Origin of the sequence: Amycolatopsis sp. cg5, assembly GCF_041346955.1 — a bacterium.
In the GTDB taxonomy this organism is placed as follows: Bacteria; Actinomycetota; Actinomycetes; order Mycobacteriales; family Pseudonocardiaceae; genus Amycolatopsis.
The window spans coordinates 3,459,075-3,478,624 of sequence record NZ_CP166849.1; the positions used below are offsets into that span (position 1 = coordinate 3,459,075).

A 19,550-nucleotide genomic window follows, 5' to 3' on the forward strand; every position below is an offset into this window, starting at 1 on the left:
CACCAGATCCGAGAAACACGACCTACAGCCGGTCGGGACGTTTCCCGGCCGGCTCTGACGAGAACGGATCGTCCAGTGGCGGATGCCGCCTCCGAGAAGGCCGACGGCCGCTTCACCAAGCGACGCAGGCGCAGCCGACGGCTGAACCCCGACGGCACGATGACGCTCATCGAGCACATCTACGAGTTCCGGCGCCGTCTCGGCTACGCGCTGCTCGCGATCGTGGCGGGCGGCATCCTCGGCTTCATCTGGTTCCAGACGAAGGTGTTCGGGGTTTCGCTGGGCGATCTCATGAACGGCCCGTACTGCGGCATCGACTGGCATCGCAGGCTCGGCTCGACCGGCCCGAACGACTGCAAGCTGCTGCAGACGGTGCCCTTCGAGGCCTTCATGATCCAGCTGAAGGTCGGTGTGGCCGCCGGCGCGGTGCTGCTGTCGCCGATCTGGCTGTACCAGATCTGGGCGTTCATCGCGCCGGGCCTGTATTCGAAGGAGCGCAAGCACGCGCTGACCTTCGTGGCGTTCGCGTCGATCCTGTTCGCGGCGGGCGCGGTGCTGGCGTACATCCTCATCCCGCACGCTCTGCAGCTGCTGATGAACTTCGGTGGCGACCAGTTCGTCACCGCGCTGACCGGTGACAAGTACATCTCGTTCATCCTGTCGCTGCTGGTCATCTTCGGCGTCAGCTTCGAACTCCCGCTGTTCGTGGTGATGCTCAACCGCGTCGGCGTGGTCAAGTACCAGCAGCTCAAGAAGTGGCGCCGCGGCATCATCTTCGTGCTGTTCCTCTTCGCCGCGTTCGCGACGCCCGGTTCGGACCCGTTCTCGATGATCGGCCTGGCAGGCGCCCTGACGGTGCTGTTCGAGCTGTCGATCCAGATCGCGCGCTTCCACGACCGCAAGCTCGACAAGGTCCGCGACGCCGAGGGCTGGGACCAGCTCGCCGACGACGAGGCGGCGCCGTTCGAGTACACGCCGAGCACGATCGACGAGCCGGACACCGCGGCCGACAAGCCCAAGGTCAAGCCCAGCACCGACGACATCACCTAGTTGGGCGTCCACGCGGCACTGGCCGTTCATCCCGCGTCGGGGCACGGCGCGGCCGCCAGGATCATGGACACGGTCGCGGCCAGGCTGCGCGCCCGCGTCGACCGGCTCGACGTCCTGGTCGCCCACTCCGTTGCCGAATCTCGTGCACTCATGACGAGTTCGGCCGCCGAGGGCCTGGACGTGCTGGTGGTGCTCGGCGGCGACGGCGCGGCACACCAGGGCGTCCAGTTCTGCGCGGGCACGGACGTGGCGCTGGGCCTGGTCCCGTCAGGCACCGGCAACGACTTCGCGCGAGCCCTGGGCGTGCCAAGCGATCCACTGGCCGCCGTTGACGCGCTTGATCTGACGGCGCGGCGTCGTATCGACCTCGGCCGCGTCGGGGACACGTGGTTCGCGACGGTGCTCTGCTCGGGGTTCGACGCACTGGTCAACGAGCGCGCCAACAACCTGCGCTGGCCGTCCGGGCCCCGGCGGTACGACGTGGCGATCGTGGCAGAGCTGGCGTCGTTCCGGGCGCGGCCGGTGCTGATCCGGACCGAGCACGAGACGTTGCAGCTCGACGCGACACTGGTCGCGGTCGGGAACACGCCGTTCTACGGCGGCGGCGTGCCGATCTGCCCGCAGGCGCGTCCCGACAGCGGGACATTCGACGTCACGGTGGTCGGGAAGCTGCCCCGCCGCCAGCTGCTGCGCATGCTGCCGAGCCTGCGCACGGGCAAGCACATCGAACACCCGGCCGTGCGCACCCTGAAGGCCGAGTCGGTGCACCTCGACGGCAACACCTGGCCGGTCTACGCCGACGGCGAACCCCTCGGCCAGGTCCCCACCGACATCCGCTGCGTACCCGGCGCCCTGACCGTCGTGAGCGTTTAGGCCGGTTAGAACCGGCCGCATCACTCACGACCCCCTAGGGCTCAGCCGAGGTGCTTCTTGAGGTCGTCCAGTACCTTCATCGCGCCGACGGGGCCGAGGCCGAGGAACCAGACCTCGTCGTTGACGGGGATCGCGTGGTTCGCTTTGACGGCGCCGAGCGCGGTCCAGAGGCCGCTGGAGGTGACCGCCTTTTCGTCGGGGCTGGGGCCCGCGCCGTAGCTGGAGTAGAAGATCCAGTCGGCGTCGGCCTGGTCGATGCGCTCCTTGGAGATCTGCGCGGCCAGCTCGTTGATGTCCTGGTTGGCGGGCCGGGCGAGGCCGATGTCCTTCAGGATGACGCCGATGAAGGACAGGTTGCCGTAGAGCCGGATGTTGCCCGAGAGGAACCGCAGCAGCGAGATCTTGGGCGTGCCCTTGATGCCCTCCTTCACCTCGTTGACCCGCTTTTGGTAGTCGTTGAGGACCGTGACGGCCTGCGTCTCCAGGCCGAGCGCGTCCGCGACGAGCAGCGTGTTCTCCTTCCACGGGAAGCCGGGGCGGATGCTGAACACCGTCGGCGCGATCGCCGACAGCTGCGGGTACAGGTCGTTGGCGCGGAGTTTGCTGCCCAGGATGAGGTCCGGTGCGAGCTTGGTGATCGCCTCGAGGTTGAGGTTGTTGATCTCGCCGACGGTCTGCACCGTCTTGACGCGGTCGGCCAGATACGACGGGACGCCGGTCTGACCGGCCGTCGTCGCCATGCCGACCGGGGTGAGGCCGAGCGACAGGACCGCGTCGAGCTCACCGCTGTCGAGCACGACCACGCGCGACGGCTTCTTTTCGAGCTTGGTCTCGCCCAGCGAGTGCTTGACCGTGCGGGGGAAGACGCCGGGCCCGGCGTCCGAGCCGAGCTTGGCGGTCTCGGTGTCGGCGGTGGCGAAGAGGCGGCCGCCGGTGGCGACCTCGGTGTCGCCGACGCCGGACGAACTCGGCTTCGACGGCTGGCCGCACGCGGTCGCCAGCACCAGCACGGCGGCGACCGCTACTGTCCACTTAGGACGAGATGACATCGGGTGTTTCCTTTCCTGCGGCAAAAGCGCGGTGCCTGCCGATCGGGACGACCATCGGGGTCGCCGAGACCGGGTCGGCGATGATCTGGCACGGCATGCCGAAGACCTCCTCGACCAGCTCGGCGGTGAGGATGTCGGCGGGCGCGCCCTCGGCGGCGATGCGGCCGTCCTTCATGGCGATGAGATGGTCGCCGTAGCGGGCGGCGAGATTGAGGTCGTGCAACACGATCACGATCGTGCGGCCGTCCGACGCGTTGAGCTCGGCGAGCAGGTCGAGCACCTCGACCTGGTGCGCGATGTCGAGGAACGTGGTCGGCTCGTCGAGCAGCAGCAACGGGGTCTGCTGCGCGAGCGCCATTGCGATCCACACCCGCTGGCGCTGCCCGCCGGACAGCTCGTCGACCGGGCGCGACGCGAGCCCGACCGTGTCGGTGGCGAGCATCGCGCGGGCGACGGCCGCGTCGTCCTCGTCGCTCCAGCGGCGGAACATGCCCTGGTGCGGGTGCCTGCCGCGGCCGACGAGGTCGGCGACCGTGATGCCCTCCGGCGCGGTCGGGGACTGCGGGAGCATGCCGAGCACGGTCGCGACGTCCTTGCTGCGCAACGTCGTGATGCCCTTGCCGTCGAGGAACACCGCGCCCGCCGTCGGGGTGAGCAGGCGCGCGAGGCCGCGCAGCAGCGTCGACTTCCCGCAGGCGTTGGTGCCGACGATCATGGTGACCTTGCCGTCGGGGATGCGGACCGAGAGGTCCTTGACCACCCGCAGCGGCCCGTAGCCGAGTTCGAGGTCTTCGGTGTGCAGCGTCGGTGTCACGGCTTTCCCCATCAGATCCGCCCGGCCCGGTTGGCCGTCGCGAGCAACCACAGCAGGTACGGCGCGCCGACCGCGCCGGTCACCACCCCGACCGGCAGCTGCGGGCCGAGCAGGTGCTGGGCCGCGAAATCGGCCAGCAGCACCACGAGTGCCCCGGTCAGCGCCGCGGGCACGAGACCGCCGCGCGCGCCGGTCAGCCTGCTGGCGATCGGGTTGGCGACGAACGCGACGAACACCACCGGCCCGGCCGCCGCGGTCGCGAACGCGGCCAGCGCGACCGCGATCAGCAGCAACAGCAACCGGGTCCGTTCGACGCGCAGGCCGAGCCCGGCCGCGGTGTCATCACCCAGCTGCAGCCCGGTCAGCGAGCGGCTCGACAGCAGCGCGGCGGGCACCAGCACCGCGAGCGCGATGGCCAGCGGCCCGACGTGCGTCCAGCTCCGGCCGTTGAGATTGCCGGTCAGCCACACCAGCGCCTGCTGCGCCAGCGTCGTGTCCGCCCAGGTCATGAGATACGAGATGACACTGCTCAGCACCGCGCCGACGCCGACGCCGATCAGCACCAGCCGGTATCCGCTCACCCCGCCCCGCCGCGCGAGCAGATAGATCGTGAGACCGGCGAGCAGCGCGCCCGCCAGCGCGGCGGCCGAGACGAGCGCACCCGAAGCGCCGAACAGCACGATGCCCGTCACCGCAGCCGCGCTCGCGCCCTGCGTCACGCCGATGACGTCCGGGCTGGCGAGCGGATTTCGCAGCAGGCGCTGGAAAAGCGCGCCGCCAAGGCCGAACGCGAGCCCGACCAGCAGCCCGGTCAACGCGCGCGGCAGCCGCAGCTCGAGCACGACGTGCGCGGCGCGCCCCGCGCCGTCGCCGAACAGGAGGCCCGGCAGGTCACCCAGCGGGATGTCGAAATCCCCGACGGCGAGCGACAACGCGAAGATCGCGGCGACGGCCAGTAGCAAAACCATTGAGACGGAACGGCTTCTGACGAAACCGCGGCGGCGTACGGCCCTGATCGTGCCGACGGCTTCGGCGAGCGTGCTCATACCGCCACCGGCTTCTTGCGGCGCACGAGCGCGACGAACACCGGCGCGCCCAGCAGCGCGGTGATGATCCCGACCTGCACCTCGGCCGGTCGGGCGACCACCCGGCCGACGACGTCCGACAGGAGCAGCAGCAACGGCGCGAGCAGCGCCGAGAACGGCAGCAGCCAGCGATGGTCCGGCCCGGTGAGCATCCGCGCGACATGCGGGACGGTCAGCCCGACGAACGCGATCGGCCCGGCGATCGCCGTCGCCGCTCCGCACAGGACGATCACGGCCAGCGCGCAGACGGCCCTGGCGAGCACGATGTTCTGGCCGAGCGACCGCGCGACGTCCTCGCCGAGCGCGAGCGCGTTGAGCATCCGCGCGGCGACGACCGTCAGCACCACCCCGGCCACGATGAACGGCACCGCGCCGGCGATCGTCGCGGCGTCCCGCCCGGTCAGCGAGCCGACCTGCCAGAACCGGTACTGGTCGAACGTGGTCGTGTCGGTCAGCAGCAACGCGCTGGTCACCGAGGCCAGCGCGGCCGAGACCGCGGCTCCGGCGAGCGCGAGCTTGACCGGGGTCGCGCCGGCGCGGCCGAGCGAGCTGATCCCGTAGACGACACCGCCCGCGACCGCCGCGCCCGCGAAGCCGAACCACACGTAGCCGCCGACGCTGCTGATCCCGAACGTGCCGATGCCGAGCACCACGAACAGCGCCGCGCCCGAGTTGACGCCGAGCAGTCCCGGGTCGGCGAGCGGGTTGCGCGTGGCGCCCTGGATGACCGCGCCGGACAGCCCGAGCGCGATACCGGCCAGCAGCCCGGCGAGCGTGCGGGGGAGCCGGAGCTCGCGCACGACCAGGTGATCGGGGTTGGCCGCGTCGAAGTGGAACAACGCGTCGAGCACCGTCGGGAACGACAGCTCACGGGTGCCGACGGCGATGCTCAGCAACACGGCGAACACCACGGCCGCCGCCGCTACCAGCAGCCATGCCGTCAGCGGGGTCGCTCTGGCTCGCACGGGTCACTGCCTTTACCAACCGGGAATAAGGTATGCCTACCCTATATTGCCCGTGGTCAGCCGCCTAAGGGGCCGGGTAGCCGCCCGCCCGCCAGACGTAGGTCCGGAAGGTCGACGGGGTCATCAGCTGCTGCACGGGCACCTCGTGCCGGGTCTGCTGTGGCAGGAAGACACCACCGCAGCGGTGGCAGTACCAGCCGCTCGCCCAGAGCTCCCGCGACTCCGGCGTGCCCTGCCGGAGATGACGGTTCTTCTTGACGCGCGAGCCGTACAGGCCGCCGAACAGCGCGACCATCGCCAGCAGCAGGCCCGCCGGGGCGAACACGGTGATCGTGGAGATGATCGGCGACGCGGCCATCTCCGGGTGATTGTCGCCGACCACCAGGAAGCCGATTAGCGTCATGAAGAACGCCGGGATCAGCAGCACCAGCGCGAGCGCGAGGAAGCAGCCGCCGCCACGCAGCGGCGGGGTCGGGTCCAGCTCACGGGCCACCGCCGACATCGACGTGCCGCGGTAGTTGCCCTGCACGTACGTGACGTTGCCGTCGCCGTACGAGACGGGGATCGCGCCGCCGACCACGGTGTGCGCGACCGAACCGCCCTGGTGGACCGCCGGGACGCTCTGCACCTGGTCGACCTGCGCGCACTGCGGACAAGCGAGGTTCACGGCTCACCCTTCCTTCTTCGTCGGCTCGGTACTCAGACTGCGGAGGCACGCGTCAGGTTCCCGCGTGCGAACTGTCGGTGCCATGTGGAACCCTGATCAGGTGGCCAATAGCCCTTCTCAATCACCGGCCGAGGCCTATGCGTCCTCACAGCGCCGCGGCAAGTACCCGCAGCTGACCCGCTTCGCGGCGGAGGCGTCGTTCGAGTTCGACGACTTCCAGGTCCGCGGTTGCCAGGCGCTGGAGGGTGGGCACGGCGTGCTCGTCTGCGCCCCGACCGGCGCGGGCAAGACCGTGGTCGGCGAGTTCGCGGTGCACCTCGCGCTCGCCGAAGGCCGCAAGTGCTTCTACACGACGCCGATCAAGGCGTTGTCGAACCAGAAGTTCACCGACCTCGTGGGCCGCTACGGCGCGGACAAGGTCGGCCTGCTGACCGGCGACACCTCGATCAACGGCGGCGCCCAGGTGGTCGTGATGACCACCGAGGTGCTGCGGAACATGCTGTACGCGGGGTCATCCACCGTCGACGAGCTCGCCTACGTGGTCATGGACGAGGTGCACTACCTCGCCGACCGGTTCCGCGGCCCGGTGTGGGAGGAGGTCATCCTGCACCTGCCCGAGCACGTCAAGGTGGTCGGCCTGTCCGCCACGGTCAGCAACGCCGAGGAGTTCGGCGAGTGGCTGGTCGAGGTGCGCGGCGACACCACGGTCGTGGTCGACGAGCACCGCCCGGTGCCGCTGTGGCAGCACATGCTGGTCGGCAACCAGCTGCTGGACCTGTTCGCGGGCCAGGAGCACGGCGAGACCGACCTGCGGATGAACCCGACGCTGCTGCGCAAGGTCGAGGAAAGCCACCGCTACCAGGGCGGACCGGGGTTGCGCGGGCCGCGCGGCCGCCGCAACCCGCCGCAGCGCGGGCCGAGGTTCCGGCCGCCGCAGCGCGCCGACATGGTCGAGCGGCTGGACCGGGCCGGGCTGCTGCCCGCGATCGACTTCATCTTCTCGCGCGCGGGCTGCGACGCGGCCGTCGGCCAGGTCGTGCGGTCCGGGCTGCGGCTCAACGGGCCGGACGAGGTCGAGCAGGTGCGCCGGATCGTCGCCGAGCGCACCTCCGGGCTGCCCGAGGGCGACCTCGAAGTGCTCGGGTACTGGGAGTGGCGCGACGCGCTGGAGCGGGGCGTCGCCGCGCACCACGCCGGCCTGCTGCCCGCGTTCAAGGAGACCGTCGAGCAGCTGTTCCTGCTGGGCCTGGTCAAGGTCGTCTTCGCGACCGAGACGCTGGCGCTGGGCATCAACATGCCCGCGCGCACGGTCGTGCTGGAGCGGCTGGTCAAGTACAACGGCGAGGCGCACGTCGACCTCACGCCGGGCGAGTACACGCAGCTCACCGGGCGCGCCGGGCGCCGGGGGATCGACGTCGAGGGCCACGCGGTCGTCGCGTGGCAGCCGGGTGTCGACCCGAAGCAGGTCGCCGGGCTCGCGTCCACGCGGACCTATCCGCTGCGCTCGTCGTTCCGGCCCGGCTACAACATGGCCGTCAACCTGGTCGCCCAGCTCGGCGCCGACGAGGCCCGTGACCTGCTGGAACTGTCGTTCGCGCAGTTCCAGGCCGACCGCTCGGTGGTCGGCACCGCGCGCCGGATCGACCGCAACCGCGAGGCGCTCGCCGGCTACAAGAAGGCCACCACCGGCGACTTCGACGAGCTGCTCGAATACGTCGAGCTGCGCGCCAAGATCTCCGCGCGGGAGAAGACGCTTTCGCGGCAGAACACGTCGAGCCGACGCGCCGAAACCGCCGCCTCGCTGGAAAAACTCCGCAAGGGCGACGTGATCGCGGTACCGGCGGGCCGCCGGTCCGGGCTCGCCGTGGTCGTCGACCCCGGTCTCGACCCGATCCGCGAGCCACGTCCCGTCGTGGTCACCGAGGACCGCTGGTCCGGCCCGCTTTCGGCGTCGGACTTCTCGTCACCGGTCGAGCCGCTGGGCCACATCCGGCTGCCGAAGCACGTCGAACTGCGCTCGCCGAAGAGCCGCCGCGACATCGCGTCCAGCCTGCGCAACGCCGGGATTTCCTTGCCGGGCAGGGAAAAGCGGCGGTCCGGCGCGAACGAGGACGGCGAGCTGGCCGCGCTGCGGCGAGCGTTGCGCGCGCACCCGTGCCACGGGCTCGCCGAGCGCGAGGCCAACCTGCGCTGGGTCGAGCGCTACCAGCGGCTTTCGGCGGAGACCGAGCAGCTGGAGCGCAAGGTCGCCGCGACGACGCACTCGCTCGCGCGCGCCTTCGACCGGATCCGCGCGCTGCTGACCGAACGCGGCTACCTCACGCCGGTCAAGAAGGCGGCAGAAGGCGAGCACGTCACCGAGGACGGCAAGCGGCTCATGCGGCTCTACAGCGAGTCGGACCTGCTCGCCGCCGAGTGCATCCGCCACGGCGTGTGGGAGGGCCTCACTCCGCCGGAGCTGGCCGCGGTCGTGTCGACGCTGGTCTTCGAGGCGCGCCGCGACATCGCGGGGGAGGCCAGGCTGCCGCAGGGCGCGGTTCCCGAGGCGTGGGACGAGATGATGCGCCTGTGGGCCGACATCGCCGACGACGAGCGGCGCCACAAGCTCGAACGCACGCGGGAGCCGGACGCCGGGTTCGCCTGGCCGGTGTACCGGTGGGCGCGCGGCGAGTCGCTGGAGAAGGTGCTCACCGCGGCGGAGGCGAACGGCCAGGAACTGTCCGCGGGCGACTTCGTGCGCTGGTCACGGCAGGTCATCGACCTGCTCGACCAGATCAAGGAGGTGCTCGGCAAGTCCGACCCGATCGGCGCGGCCGCGGCCGACGCGGTGCGCGCGCTGCGACGCGGCGTGGTCGCCGCCGGAGCCGCCTAGGCCGATTGGTGCGTGTGCCTGGTTGGACCTTGTGGTTGGATCGATGCGGTAATCCATGGTGACTTTGGCGGAGGCGAACAGATGAGCACGCCGTACGGCGGCAACGACCCGCAACAGTGGGGTCAGCAGCCCCAGCACGGGCAGGAGCCGAGTGGCGCGTACCCGCCGCCGCCGAGCGGGCCGCAGCAGCAGCCCGGCTACGGCCAGGACCCCGCCCAGCAGCAACAGCAGTGGGGCCAGCAGCCGCCCGCCTATGGCCAGCAGCCCGGTTACCCGCAGCAGCAGCCTCAGCAGTGGGGACAGCCGGACCAGACCCAGCAGCAGTGGGCGCCGCAGCAGCAGCCCGGCCAGACCGGTGCGCACGACCCGCAGCAGTGGGCCCAGCCAGGCCAGACCGGCGCGCACGACCCGTCACAGTGGGCTCAGCAGCAACAGCAGCCCGGTGGCGCGTACCCGCAGAGCGGGCCGCAGCAGATCCAGTACGGCCAGCCCGGTCAGCCCGGTCCGTACGGCGACCCCGGCCAGTACGGCCAGCAGCCGGGCTTCCCGCCCGCGCCGCCCGCCGGTGCCGCCGGTGAGAAGAAGTCCAAGAAGGGCCTGTTCATCGGCGTCGGCGCGGCGCTCGTCGTGATCGCGGCCGTGCTGGTGCTCGGCTTCGTCACCCCAGGCTTCTTCAACACCAAGGTGTTCGACAACAACGCCATGCAGAGCGACGTGCAGAAGATCCTGACCGGCACGTACAAGCTCGAGGGCGTCACCAAGGTCACCTGCCCCGCCGAGCAGGAGGTCAAGGACGGCGCCAGCTTCAGCTGCACCGCCACGATCAACGGCAAGGACCAGCAGATCCCGATCACGGTGCAGGGCAAGGACGGCAACTACCAGGTCGGCATCCCGGCCAAGTAGCTTTCGGCTTCCCCGTGAACGCCCCTTTCGCAACGTCCGACGTTGCGAAAGGGGCGTTCACGTCGTTCGGGGTGGGTCGTGCACCGGGGAGCGGGGTGTGATCACTCATGCCACCATGTGCGGGTGAGCGCGACCAGGTTCGGGGATTTCCTGCGGTTTTATCGGATGCGGATTCTGCTGACCCAGAGCGAACTCGCCGACCGCGCGGGGGTCAGCGTGCGCGGTATCGGCGACATGGAACGCGGCCGGGTCGCGACTCCGCACCGCGCCACGGTCGATCTGCTCGCCACCGCTCTCGGGCTACTGGACGAAGAGGCGGCCGAGTTCCGCGAACTCGCTCGCGGTGGCGAAGGCGCGAGCGAGCCGGATCCGGAGGAGCCGCGCGCGACGTCGGCGGTCCACACGCTGCCGCCGCTGCGCACCCCGTTCATGGGACGGGAGCGGGAACGTGCCGCGCTGGACGACTTCGTGGCGAACGCCCGATCCGCCGCGGTGCCGCAGGTCGCGGTGGTGCACGGGCAGCCGGGCGCGGGCAAGTCCACGTTCGTGATCGACGCGGGGAGCAGGCTGGCCAACCGGTTCGAGGACGGGTGCCTGTTCGTCGACCTGTACGTGATGGGCGAGCCGGTGCCGACGGACCGTGCCGCGCACCGGCTGCTGTGCGCGCTCGGCGTCGACGAGCGCGTGATCCCGGCCGATCTCGGTGACAAGCTGGCGCTGTACCAGTCGCTGCTGTTCAACCGCACGTTGCTGCTGGTGCTGGACAACGCGGTGAGTGAGGCGCAGGTGCGCCCGCTGCTCGGCGGTGGCCCGGGGACGGTGGTGCTGGTGACGAGCCGCAGCACGCTGGCCGGGCTGAACGCGGGCTATCGCGCGGAGCTGGGTTCGCTGGACACCGCGAGTTCGATCGCGCTGCTGGAGACGGTCGTCGGCGCGGGGCCGGTGGCCGCCGAGCCCGCGGCGGTCGCGCGGGTCGCGGAACTGTGCGGCGGGGTGCCGCTGGCACTGGTCATCGCGGGCAACCGGATCGCCAGCAGGCCACAATGGACGATCGCGGGCTTCGCGGGCAGGCTGGAGGACGAGCGGCGCAGGCTGTCGGTGCTCTCGGCCGGTGACCTGCGGGTGCGGGCCGCTTGTGACCTGTCGTGCAAGCATTTGAGCCCCGACGCGGTCACCATGTTCGCGAGGCTCGCGCTGGTGCCTGGCCCGGAAATCGGCGTCGACCTCGCCGCGGTGGCCGCCGGGCAGGACGTGGAGGCCGCCGAGGCCGCGCTGGAGGAACTGGCGAACGCGAGCCTGCTCGGCGTGGGCGCGTCACCGGGCCGCTATGTGCACCACGACCTGCTGCGGGTGTTCGCCCGCGACCGCCTCGAACGGGACACGGATCCCGCCGTCGTCACCGAAACGGGCACCCGGGTGCGGCACTGGCTGCTCGCGGTCGCGACAAAGGGAGCGGCGTGGTTCGACGAAACCGCCGCGCTCGGGCTTGACGCCCAGTGGCCGACAGACGCGGCGGCGGAACCTGGGTTCGACGGGCCGGATCCCGTGCGCACCAGGGAAGCGGCCGACCGCTGGCTGACCGGGGAAGTGGGGCAGTGGCTCGGCGCTCTTCGCGCGGCGGCCGAGCTGGGCGAGCACGAGCAGGTGCTCGGGCTGGCGCAGGCGCTGGGCTGGTTCGCGCTGCTGCGCGGTCACGGCGAGCTGTGGCGCGAGGTCTTCGAAGCGGGCGCCGCCGCGGCGGACGCGCTCGGCGACACGCTGGCACTGGAGCGGCAGCTGGACTTCCTGTCTTGGACGCTGTGGGAGCTGTGCGGCCGGATCGACGACGCGCTCGCGGCGCACAAGCGCGCCTCGGCGCTGGCCGACGAGCTCGGCGATCCCGCCGCACGATCGCGCAACCTGTACTTCGGCGCGCCGATCCACTGGTACCTCGGCGAACGTGCCGCGGCCATCGCCGACGCGCGGATGGCGGCGGAACTGTTCGCCGGGATCGGGTACGAGGCCGGCGAGCACATCAGCATCGCGATGCTCGGCTGGTTCCTCGGCCAGGAGGGGAAACTCGGCGAAGCCGAAGCCGCGCACCGGCGCAGCGTGGTCTACCTGCGCGCGAAGGAACCCAACCCGGCCGATGACGAACTGCTCGCCTCGTTCCTCGCGCGTCATGCCGAATGCCTCACCGGCGCGGGAGACCTGACCGGCGCCTTCGCGCTGCTGGACGAAGCGGACACGTTGTACCGCAAGCACGACATCAGGCCGAAGGTGGTGTGGGTGGCGGGACTGCGCGCCGCCGCGCTCGTCCGGGACGGCCGTGCCGCCGAGGCCGCAGGCGAACTGACGGGGGCGCTGGAACTCGCGCCCACCCCGGACAGCCGGATCGAGACGCTGGTGCGGCTCGCCGAGATCGCCGAAAGCGCGGGCGGCGGCGTGCTCGCCCGCGAACACCGGATCCGCGCGCTGGCCGAGTGCGCCGGGTACAACACCCCGGCGATGCGCGCGGTCGCCGGGCGCCTCGCGGGCGAACTCGGCGTCGACACGCCGATCTGAGGGGTGGCCCGCCCGGTTTCGGGAAGGCCATCATGCGTGCCATGAACGAGTACACGATCCGGACGCTGGACCCCGCCGAGCACCGCGCCGCCGCCGACCTGTTCCGCGGCACCCTGCACCTCAAGAACCTGACCGACGAGGAGGCCGGCCGCGGCCGGGGCATCCACCAGCCCGGCCGGACGATCGGCGCGTTCGACGAGGAAATGGTCGGCACGCTGCGCTCGTTCGACGCCGAGCTGACCGTGCCGGGTGGCCGCCGCGTCCCGATGGCCGCGGTGACCGGCGTCGGCGTCCGGTCGGATCGGACCCGGCGCGGCGTGATGACCGCGCTGATGCGTGCCCAGTTCGACGGCTTCGCCGAACGCGGAGTCGTCGCGGCCAGCCTCTACGCCTCCGAAGGCTTGATATACAGCCGCTTCGGTTACGGGGTCGGCATGCTCGCGAGGATCTACTCGATCAACACGCGCCGCGCACGGCTGCACGACAACGTCGCGGCGGGCGGCGAGATCACCAGGCTCACGCTGGAGGCGGCGCTCGAAGACCTGCCGAAGCTCTACGACGCCTTGCCGCACACACACCCGGGCATGATGACGCGGTCCGTGCACTGGTGGGCCGGGTTCGAGCAGATGTGCCGCGGCTCGGACGACCCGATGATCACCGTGGTCCACCGCGGCGAGGACGGGCTCGACGGGTTCGCGGTCTATTCGGTGCGGCGGCGGTGGCCGGATCCGGTCGTGCTCAGCGTCGAAGCGCTGGAGTACGCGAATCCCGGCGCGTTCGCCGGGCTGTGGCGCTACCTGCTGTCGGTCGACCTGGTCGACGAGGTCAAGGCGTACTTCCGGCCGATCGACGAGCCGGTCGAGCTGCTGCTCACCGACCCCCGGCAGTGCACGACCAGCCGGGTCGAGGACGAGTGCTGGACGCGGCTGGTCGACGTCGAAGCGGCGCTGGCCGCGCGCACGTACACCGGCGAACCGCTGGTGATCGAGGTCGTCGACGACTTCCTGCCCGCCAACTCCGGCCGCTACCGGATCTCCGAAGACGGCGCCGCGCGCACCGGCGAACCCGCCGCGCTGCGCCTGGACGTCGTGGCGCTCGCGATGCTGTACTTCGGCGCCCGGCAGGCGTCCGCGCTCGTGACCGCCGGGCGCGCCGAGGTGCTCGCTCCGGGCGCGGCGGAAGCGGCGGACCTGCTGTTCGGCACGCGGGCGCGTGCCTGGTGCGGTACTTTCTTCTGACTTGGGCGATCTTGGCAGCCAGGGAGGTCGACGGTTGGTTTCGCGGACGGTCCTGACCGGGCTCTCGTGCGCCGTCCTGCTCACCGCCTGCTCGGGTGGCGACGCGACGCCGGCGGTCACCACCACAACGGTCACGGCGACGGCGCCCGCCTCCTCGTCCGCGTCGGTGCCCGTCGAGACGGCGCCGCGGACGAAGGTGTTCGACCACGCCGCGATGGAACGCTCGGTCAAGCAGATCCTCGTCGACACCTACAAGGTCGAAGGGGTCGCCGAGGTGACCTGCCCGCCGGACCTCGAGGTCAAGGACGGCCGGATCTTCAACTGCGAGGTGAGCGTCGGCGGCGCGACACAGCGGGTGCCGATCACGGTCAAGGGCGGCGACGGGAACTACGAGGTCGGCGTTCCGGTCAAGTAAACGGTTGGGCGTGCCCGGCTTTCCTTGGCAAGATCGGCGGCATGAGCGACTTCGTGGTGCGTGCCGTGGCCGAGGGCGAAGAGCGAGCGACCCGTGACGTGCTGGGCCAGGCGTTGCACAAACCGCCCGTCGACGACGAGACGTGGCGGCTGACCGCTTCCGCCTGGCCGGCCGCCGGCAAGTTCGCGGCCTTCGACGGGGCGGACCCGGTCGGGGTGACCAGCTCGTTCAGCACCGAGATCGTCGTGCCGGGCGGGCGCCGGGTGCCGTTCGCGGCCATCGACGGCGTGGCCGTGCGCGCGGACTCCACCCGGCGAGGGGCGCTGACCCGGCTGATGGCCGCGCAGCTGCCCGATCTGGTCGAGCGCGGGCACGTGCTGGCAGGCTTGCACGCGAGCGAGGCCACGATCTATGGCCGCTACGGCTACGGCGTCGCCGGGCGGATGCAGATCTTGGAGATCGACCGCGCCAAGGTGCGCTGGCGCGCGGACGCGCCGCAGTCCGGCCGCGTCCGGCTGCTCGACGGCGCCGACGCGGCCAAGCTCGTGCCGGACATCTACCGGTCGATCGGCCTGCCCAGGCACGGCAACATCGGCAGGCCGGATCTCTGGTGGCTCAACAACCATGACGGGCCGATCCGCGACGGCCACCGGGTGGCGGTGCACACGGGCCCCGACGGCGACGACGGGTTCGCCACGTTCGTCACGCACGCTCGGCGCGCGCCCGCGCTGGCCGACTGGCGCACGGAGCTGAGAGTGCGTGAGATGCACGCCGCCGACCCGGCCGCGCTGGCCTCGCTCTGGCGGTTCCTGCTCGGGATCGATCTGGTGCAGACCGCTTATGGGCAGGCCAGGCCGCTGGACGATCCGCTCCCCTCGATGCTGGAGGACCCGCGTGCCTGCCGGACGATCAGCATCGAGGACGAGCTCTGGCTGCGGCTGCTCGACGTGCAGGCCGCGTTGAACGCGCGCACGTACGGCCGCGCCGAGCCGGTGGTCGTCGAGGTCGCCGACCGCCGCCTGCCCGCGAACTCCGGTGCTTACCGGGTCACCACCGATGGCACGTCCCGCACCGACGCCGCCGCCGATGTCCGGCTGGACGTCGAGACACTCGCGATGCTGTACCTGGGTGCGTGGCGCCCGAGCCTGCTGGCCGACGCGGGCCGGATCGAGGTCTTCGACGCCGGCGCGCCCGCCAGGCTGGACGCGCTCTTCAAGACGGTCGTCGAGCCGTGGTGCGGGACGCACTTCTGATGACGACGATCAAGCGACTGACCCCGGCCCAGCTCGCCGCCTCGGTCGACGGGCTCGCCGCGTTACTGGTCGACGCGGTCGAAGGCGGCGCGTCGATCGGGTTCCTCGACCCGGTCGGGCACCTGGAGATGGTCGCCTGGTGGCGGGAACTGGTGCCGGGAACCGAAGCGGGGCACGTGATCGTCTTCGCCGCCCGCGAGGGCGACGAGATCGTCGGCACCGTCCAATTGCGACGCGCCACCCTGCCGAACGCCTTGCACCGCGCGGAATTGTCCAAGCTCGTGGTGCATCGCAAGGCACGCGGCCGTGGGCTCGGCCGCGTCCTGCTGTCGACGGCCGAGCACGCCGCCCGAGACCTCGGCATCACACTTCTGCTGCTGGACACCGAGACCGCCAGTCCAGCCGAGCGGCTCTACCGCGCCACCGGCTGGACCGAGGTCGCCACGGTCCCCGGCTACGCCCGCGATCCGGCGGGCGTCATGAAGCCGACGACCTTCTTCCGCAAGACTCCCTAAGCGCCGGGGAGGGCTTTCAGCAGGCGGGCGACCGAGTTGCCGAGGTTCCAGCGCTCGGCGAGTTCCGCGACCCGGTCCGGGTCGGCGGGCGCCGAGGGCACGGTGTCCGGGCGGGACTGCTCGACCGGCGCGTCGACCGCGACGCGGACGACCGTCGGCGCGACGGCGAGGTAGTCCGCCGCGTCCTGCAGCTTGAGGCGCATCTTGAGCGGCAGGCGCTTGTCCTGGCTGTTGGCGGCTTCGATGAGCGCGGCGAGCGAGCCGAACTGGGTGATCAGCTTCGCCGCGGTCTTGTCGCCGATGCCCGCGACACCGGGCAGCCCGTCGGACGGGTCGCCGCGCAGCGCGGCCATGTCGGCGTAGAGCGGACCGGCCTGCTCGACCGGGACGCCGTAGCGCTCGGCGATCTCCGGCGGGCCGAGCACCTCGGCCTTCGCCCAGCCCTTGCCGACGTAGATGACGCGGGCGGTGGTCGGCTCCTCGCGCACGATCTGGAACAGGTCGCGGTCACCGGAGATGACCTCCACCGGGTCCTTCTTCTCGCGGTGCGCGAGCGCGCCGATCACGTCGTCGGCCTCGTAGCCCGCGGCCTCGGCGGTGGCCAGCCCGAACGCCTCGAGCAGGTCTAGGATGATCGGGACCTGCGGCGTCAGGGTGTCCGGCACCTCCTCCGAGCCGTCGGTGACATCCTCGGCGACCCGCTGCGCCTTGTAGCTCGGCAGCAGGTCGGTGCGGAACTTCGGCCGCCAGTCCGCGTCGAGGCAGGCGACGAGCCTGGTCGGCTTACGGTCGGTGAGGATGCGCGCGATCGTGTCGGTGAAGCCGCGCACGGCGTTGACGGGCGTGCCGTCCGGTGCGGTCATGGACTCCGGCAGCGCGTAGAACGAACGGAAGTACAGGCTCGCGGAGTCGAGCAGGGCGAGTGTCACGGTGGACAGCTTGCCACGAGTTTTCGGTGTTGACTCCGGCGGCATGCCGCCGCTGATCGAGAACCCGCGTTTCGCACGCTTCTTCGCCAAGCATGCACTGCGCAACGAGCGCCGAGGCAACGCCGTGCTCCGCGCGGAGATGCTCGCCGGGCTGACCGGCGAGGTCGCCGAGATCGGCGCGGGCACCGGCCTCAACCTGCGCCATTACCCGGCCGCGGTCACCCGGATCCTCGCCGTCGAGCCCGAGCCGACCATGCGCGTCCGCCTCGCCCAGGCCGCCAACGAGCGGGTGGAGCTGGTCGACGCCGTCGCCGAAGACCTCCCGTTCGGCGACGCTTCGGTCGACGCGGTGGTCATCTCGGCCGTGCTGTGCTCGATCGGGGACGCGCCCCGCGCGCTCGCCGAGGTCCGCCGGGTGCTGAAGCCGGGCGGCGAGGTCCGCTTCTACGAGCACGTCCGCGCGCGTGCCCGGCTGCACGGCCGGTTCCAGGACCTCGTCGCGCCACTGTGGGGCCGCATGATGGGTGGCTGCCGTCCGAACTCGGACACGCTGGAGTTGTTCCGGGCCAACGGGTTCGTGATCGAGCGCTGGCGCGAGTTCGTCTTCCCGGCAGGCGTGCTGGTCCCGGTCGTCGGCCCTCGGATCCTCGGCATGGCCACGGTCGCCTGAGCGGAGTCCGCGAAAAAATAACTTCAGCGGGGCGAACCCGGGGCGGTCGGGCGACGTAAGTCAGGGAAACCGTCCTGCCGAAGGGTGCGCTCCCTATGTCCACCGCCGAGGTGATTCCGCTACGCCGGGTCCACCATCCGGTCGCCTCCTGGATTCCCGGCGCGGCGCCGCCCGCGTTCGGCCCCGACGCCGTCACCCGGGTGATCGGCGAGGTGCGCGAACCGGTCTTCGTGCTCGCCGGGCCCGATCACGGTGTCGGGGTCGCGCTGGGCGGCTCGATGACCGACACCGGCAAGGGATACCGGCTGCTGGGGACGCTGCCGCCGCTGTACCCGGAGTGGCTCGGCGACCGGTCGTTCTGCGAGACGCACGGCGTCCGTTTCCCTTATGTCGCGGGGGAGATGGCGAACGGGATCGCCACGCCCGCGATGGTCATCGCGATGGCGCGCGCCGAAATGCTCGGCTTCTACGGCGCAGGCGGGCTCGCGCCGTCGCGGGTCGAGGCCGGCGTCGACGAACTCGTCCGCGCGGTGGGCGAGCTGCCCAACTGGGGCGTCAATCTGATCCACTCGCCGAACGAGAGCGCGGTCGAGGAGCGGGTCGCGGAGCTGCTGATCGAGCGGCGGGTGCCGATCGTGTCGGCGTCGGCGTTCCTGGATCTCACGCCCGCGATCGTGCGGTGCGCTGTCGCGGGGCTGAGGTCGGAGTCCGGTCAGGTCGTCCGGGCGCGGCGGGTGTTCGCGAAGGTCTCGCGGACGGAGGTGGCCGCGAAGTTCATGGCGCCCGCACCGGCTTCGCTGCTGCGGGTGCTGCTCGATCGTGGGCAGATCACGGCCGAGGAAGCCGCGCTGGCCGCGCGGGTCCCGGTCGCCGAGGACATCACCGTCGAGTCCGACAGCGGCGGGCACACCGACAACCGGCCGCTGTCCGCTTTGCTGCCGACGATCCTCGCGCTGCGCGACGAGTACGCACGGCCGGTCCGGGTCGGCGCGGCGGGCGGACTCGGCACACCCGGCGCGGTCGCCGCGGCGTTCGCGCTCGGCGCGGCCTACGTCGTCACCGGGTCGGTCAATCAGTCCTGTGTGGAGTCAGGGCTTTCGTTGGACGCCAAGGAGATGCTCGCCAAGGCCGAAGTCGCCGACGTGATCATGGCGCCTGCGGCCGACATGTTCGAGCAGGGCGTGAAACTGCAGGTGCTGCGCCGGGGCACGATGTTCGCGCCGCGCGCCGCTCAGCTCTACGAGATGTACCGGTCGTTCGGAAGCCTCGACGAGATCCCCGCCCCGGCGCGCGCCAGGCTGGAGCGCGACATCCTGCGGGCGACCGTCGACGAGGCATGGGCGTCGACCGCCGCGTTCTGGCGTGACCGCGACCCGTCCGAAGTGGACAAGGCGGAGCGCGATCCCCAGCACAAGATGGCCTTGGTGTTCCGGTCCTATCTGGGCAAGGCGAGCCGGTGGGCGATCGAGGGTGACGCCGGCCGCCGGTTCGACTACCAGATCTGGTGCGGCCCGGCGATGGGCGCGTTCAACCGGTGGACCGAGGGCACGTACCTCGCCGAACCGGCGAACCGCACGGTCGCCGAGGTCGCGCTGAACCTGCTGGAGGGCGCCGCCGTCGTCACCCGCGCGCACCAGCTCCGCACCTATGGCGTTCCCGTTCCCGCACGGGCCTTTTCGTACGCTCCGCGCCCACTGACCTGAGGTGA

The 19,550-nt window shown here is 71.3% G+C and carries 17 protein-coding genes; 11 read left to right on the forward strand and 6 right to left on the reverse strand.

Annotated features, from left to right (window positions below):
* The first annotated feature begins 75 nt into the window (after positions 1-75).
* Both tatC and AB5J62_RS15840 read left to right on the forward strand, forming a co-directional pair.
* Positions 76-1,050, forward strand: a complete 975-nt coding sequence (tatC, locus tag AB5J62_RS15835; RefSeq protein WP_370948972.1) for a twin-arginine translocase subunit TatC — start codon at positions 76-78, stop codon at positions 1,048-1,050.
* Positions 1,051-1,923 (forward strand): diacylglycerol kinase family protein, encoded by an 873-nt coding sequence (locus tag AB5J62_RS15840; RefSeq protein ID WP_370948973.1) that lies wholly within the window; start codon positions 1,051-1,053, stop codon positions 1,921-1,923. It begins immediately after the preceding gene.
* A 41-nt stretch (positions 1,924-1,964) separates the two neighbouring features.
* On the opposite strand, the gene AB5J62_RS15845 is transcribed toward AB5J62_RS15840, so the two are convergent.
* The 5 genes from AB5J62_RS15845 to AB5J62_RS15865 all read right to left on the reverse strand — a co-directional run bounded on the left by AB5J62_RS15845 (position 1,965) and on the right by AB5J62_RS15865 (position 6,503).
* Positions 1,965-2,972 (reverse strand): ABC transporter substrate-binding protein, encoded by a 1,008-nt coding sequence (locus tag AB5J62_RS15845; RefSeq protein ID WP_370948974.1) that lies wholly within the window; start codon positions 2,970-2,972, stop codon positions 1,965-1,967.
* Positions 2,956-3,798, reverse strand: coding sequence for an ABC transporter ATP-binding protein (locus tag AB5J62_RS15850; protein WP_370948975.1), 843 nt, complete (start codon positions 3,796-3,798; stop codon positions 2,956-2,958). Before AB5J62_RS15850 ends, AB5J62_RS15845 begins: the two co-directional genes overlap by 17 nt.
* Positions 3,798-4,832 (reverse strand): FecCD family ABC transporter permease, encoded by a 1,035-nt coding sequence (locus AB5J62_RS15855; protein WP_370948976.1) that lies wholly within the window; start codon positions 4,830-4,832, stop codon positions 3,798-3,800. The genes AB5J62_RS15850 and AB5J62_RS15855 overlap by 1 nt, the downstream gene beginning before the upstream one ends.
* Positions 4,829-5,836: a FecCD family ABC transporter permease gene (locus AB5J62_RS15860; protein ID WP_370948977.1), complete on the reverse strand. Its 1,008-nt coding sequence runs from the start codon at positions 5,834-5,836 to the stop codon at positions 4,829-4,831. Before AB5J62_RS15860 ends, AB5J62_RS15855 begins: the two co-directional genes overlap by 4 nt.
* Positions 5,837-5,900: 64 nt before the next feature.
* Positions 5,901-6,503: a hypothetical protein gene (locus AB5J62_RS15865; RefSeq protein WP_370948978.1), complete on the reverse strand. Its 603-nt coding sequence runs from the start codon at positions 6,501-6,503 to the stop codon at positions 5,901-5,903.
* Positions 6,504-6,603: 100 nt separating this feature from the next.
* Between AB5J62_RS15865 and AB5J62_RS15870 the strand changes: the two genes are divergently transcribed.
* From AB5J62_RS15870 to AB5J62_RS15900, 7 genes are all read left to right on the forward strand, one after another.
* Positions 6,604-9,375, forward strand: a complete 2,772-nt coding sequence (locus AB5J62_RS15870; RefSeq protein WP_370950274.1) for a DEAD/DEAH box helicase — start codon at positions 6,604-6,606, stop codon at positions 9,373-9,375.
* A gap of 81 nt (positions 9,376-9,456) precedes the next feature.
* Positions 9,457-10,278 carry a DUF4333 domain-containing protein gene (locus AB5J62_RS15875; RefSeq protein WP_370948979.1) on the forward strand — a complete coding sequence of 274 codons (822 nt, stop codon included), beginning with the start codon at positions 9,457-9,459 and terminating at the stop codon, positions 10,276-10,278.
* 123 nt (positions 10,279-10,401) lie between these two features.
* Positions 10,402-12,822, forward strand: coding sequence for a helix-turn-helix domain-containing protein (locus AB5J62_RS15880; protein ID WP_370948980.1), 2,421 nt, complete (start codon positions 10,402-10,404; stop codon positions 12,820-12,822).
* 41 nt (positions 12,823-12,863) lie between these two features.
* A complete protein-coding gene (locus tag AB5J62_RS15885; protein WP_370948981.1) occupies positions 12,864-14,060 on the forward strand; it encodes a GNAT family N-acetyltransferase in 1,197 nt (398 codons plus the stop codon).
* A gap of 34 nt (positions 14,061-14,094) precedes the next feature.
* On the forward strand, positions 14,095-14,475 hold the full coding sequence (locus tag AB5J62_RS15890) for a DUF4333 domain-containing protein (RefSeq protein ID WP_370948982.1): 381 nt from the start codon (positions 14,095-14,097) through the stop codon (positions 14,473-14,475).
* A gap of 41 nt (positions 14,476-14,516) precedes the next feature.
* Positions 14,517-15,728: a GNAT family N-acetyltransferase gene (locus AB5J62_RS15895; protein WP_370948983.1), complete on the forward strand. Its 1,212-nt coding sequence runs from the start codon at positions 14,517-14,519 to the stop codon at positions 15,726-15,728.
* A complete protein-coding gene (locus AB5J62_RS15900) occupies positions 15,728-16,243 on the forward strand; it encodes an N-acetyltransferase family protein (RefSeq protein WP_370948984.1) in 516 nt (171 codons plus the stop codon). Before AB5J62_RS15895 ends, AB5J62_RS15900 begins: the two co-directional genes overlap by 1 nt.
* Here AB5J62_RS15900 and AB5J62_RS15905 read toward each other — a convergent pair.
* Complete coding sequence (locus AB5J62_RS15905) at positions 16,240-17,217, reverse strand: 5'-3' exonuclease H3TH domain-containing protein (RefSeq protein WP_370948985.1); 978 nt, start codon at positions 17,215-17,217, stop codon at positions 16,240-16,242. The two genes, AB5J62_RS15900 and AB5J62_RS15905, sit on opposite strands and share 4 nt — an antisense overlap.
* Between AB5J62_RS15905 and AB5J62_RS15910 the strand changes: the two genes are divergently transcribed.
* On the forward strand, positions 17,183-17,842 hold the full coding sequence (locus AB5J62_RS15910) for a class I SAM-dependent methyltransferase (RefSeq protein WP_370948986.1): 660 nt from the start codon (positions 17,183-17,185) through the stop codon (positions 17,840-17,842). The two genes, AB5J62_RS15905 and AB5J62_RS15910, sit on opposite strands and share 35 nt — an antisense overlap.
* A 95-nt stretch (positions 17,843-17,937) precedes the next feature.
* Positions 17,938-19,545 carry a PfaD family polyunsaturated fatty acid/polyketide biosynthesis protein gene (locus AB5J62_RS15915; RefSeq protein WP_370948987.1) on the forward strand — a complete coding sequence of 536 codons (1,608 nt, stop codon included), beginning with the start codon at positions 17,938-17,940 and terminating at the stop codon, positions 19,543-19,545.
* Positions 19,546-19,550: the final 5 nt, after the last annotated feature.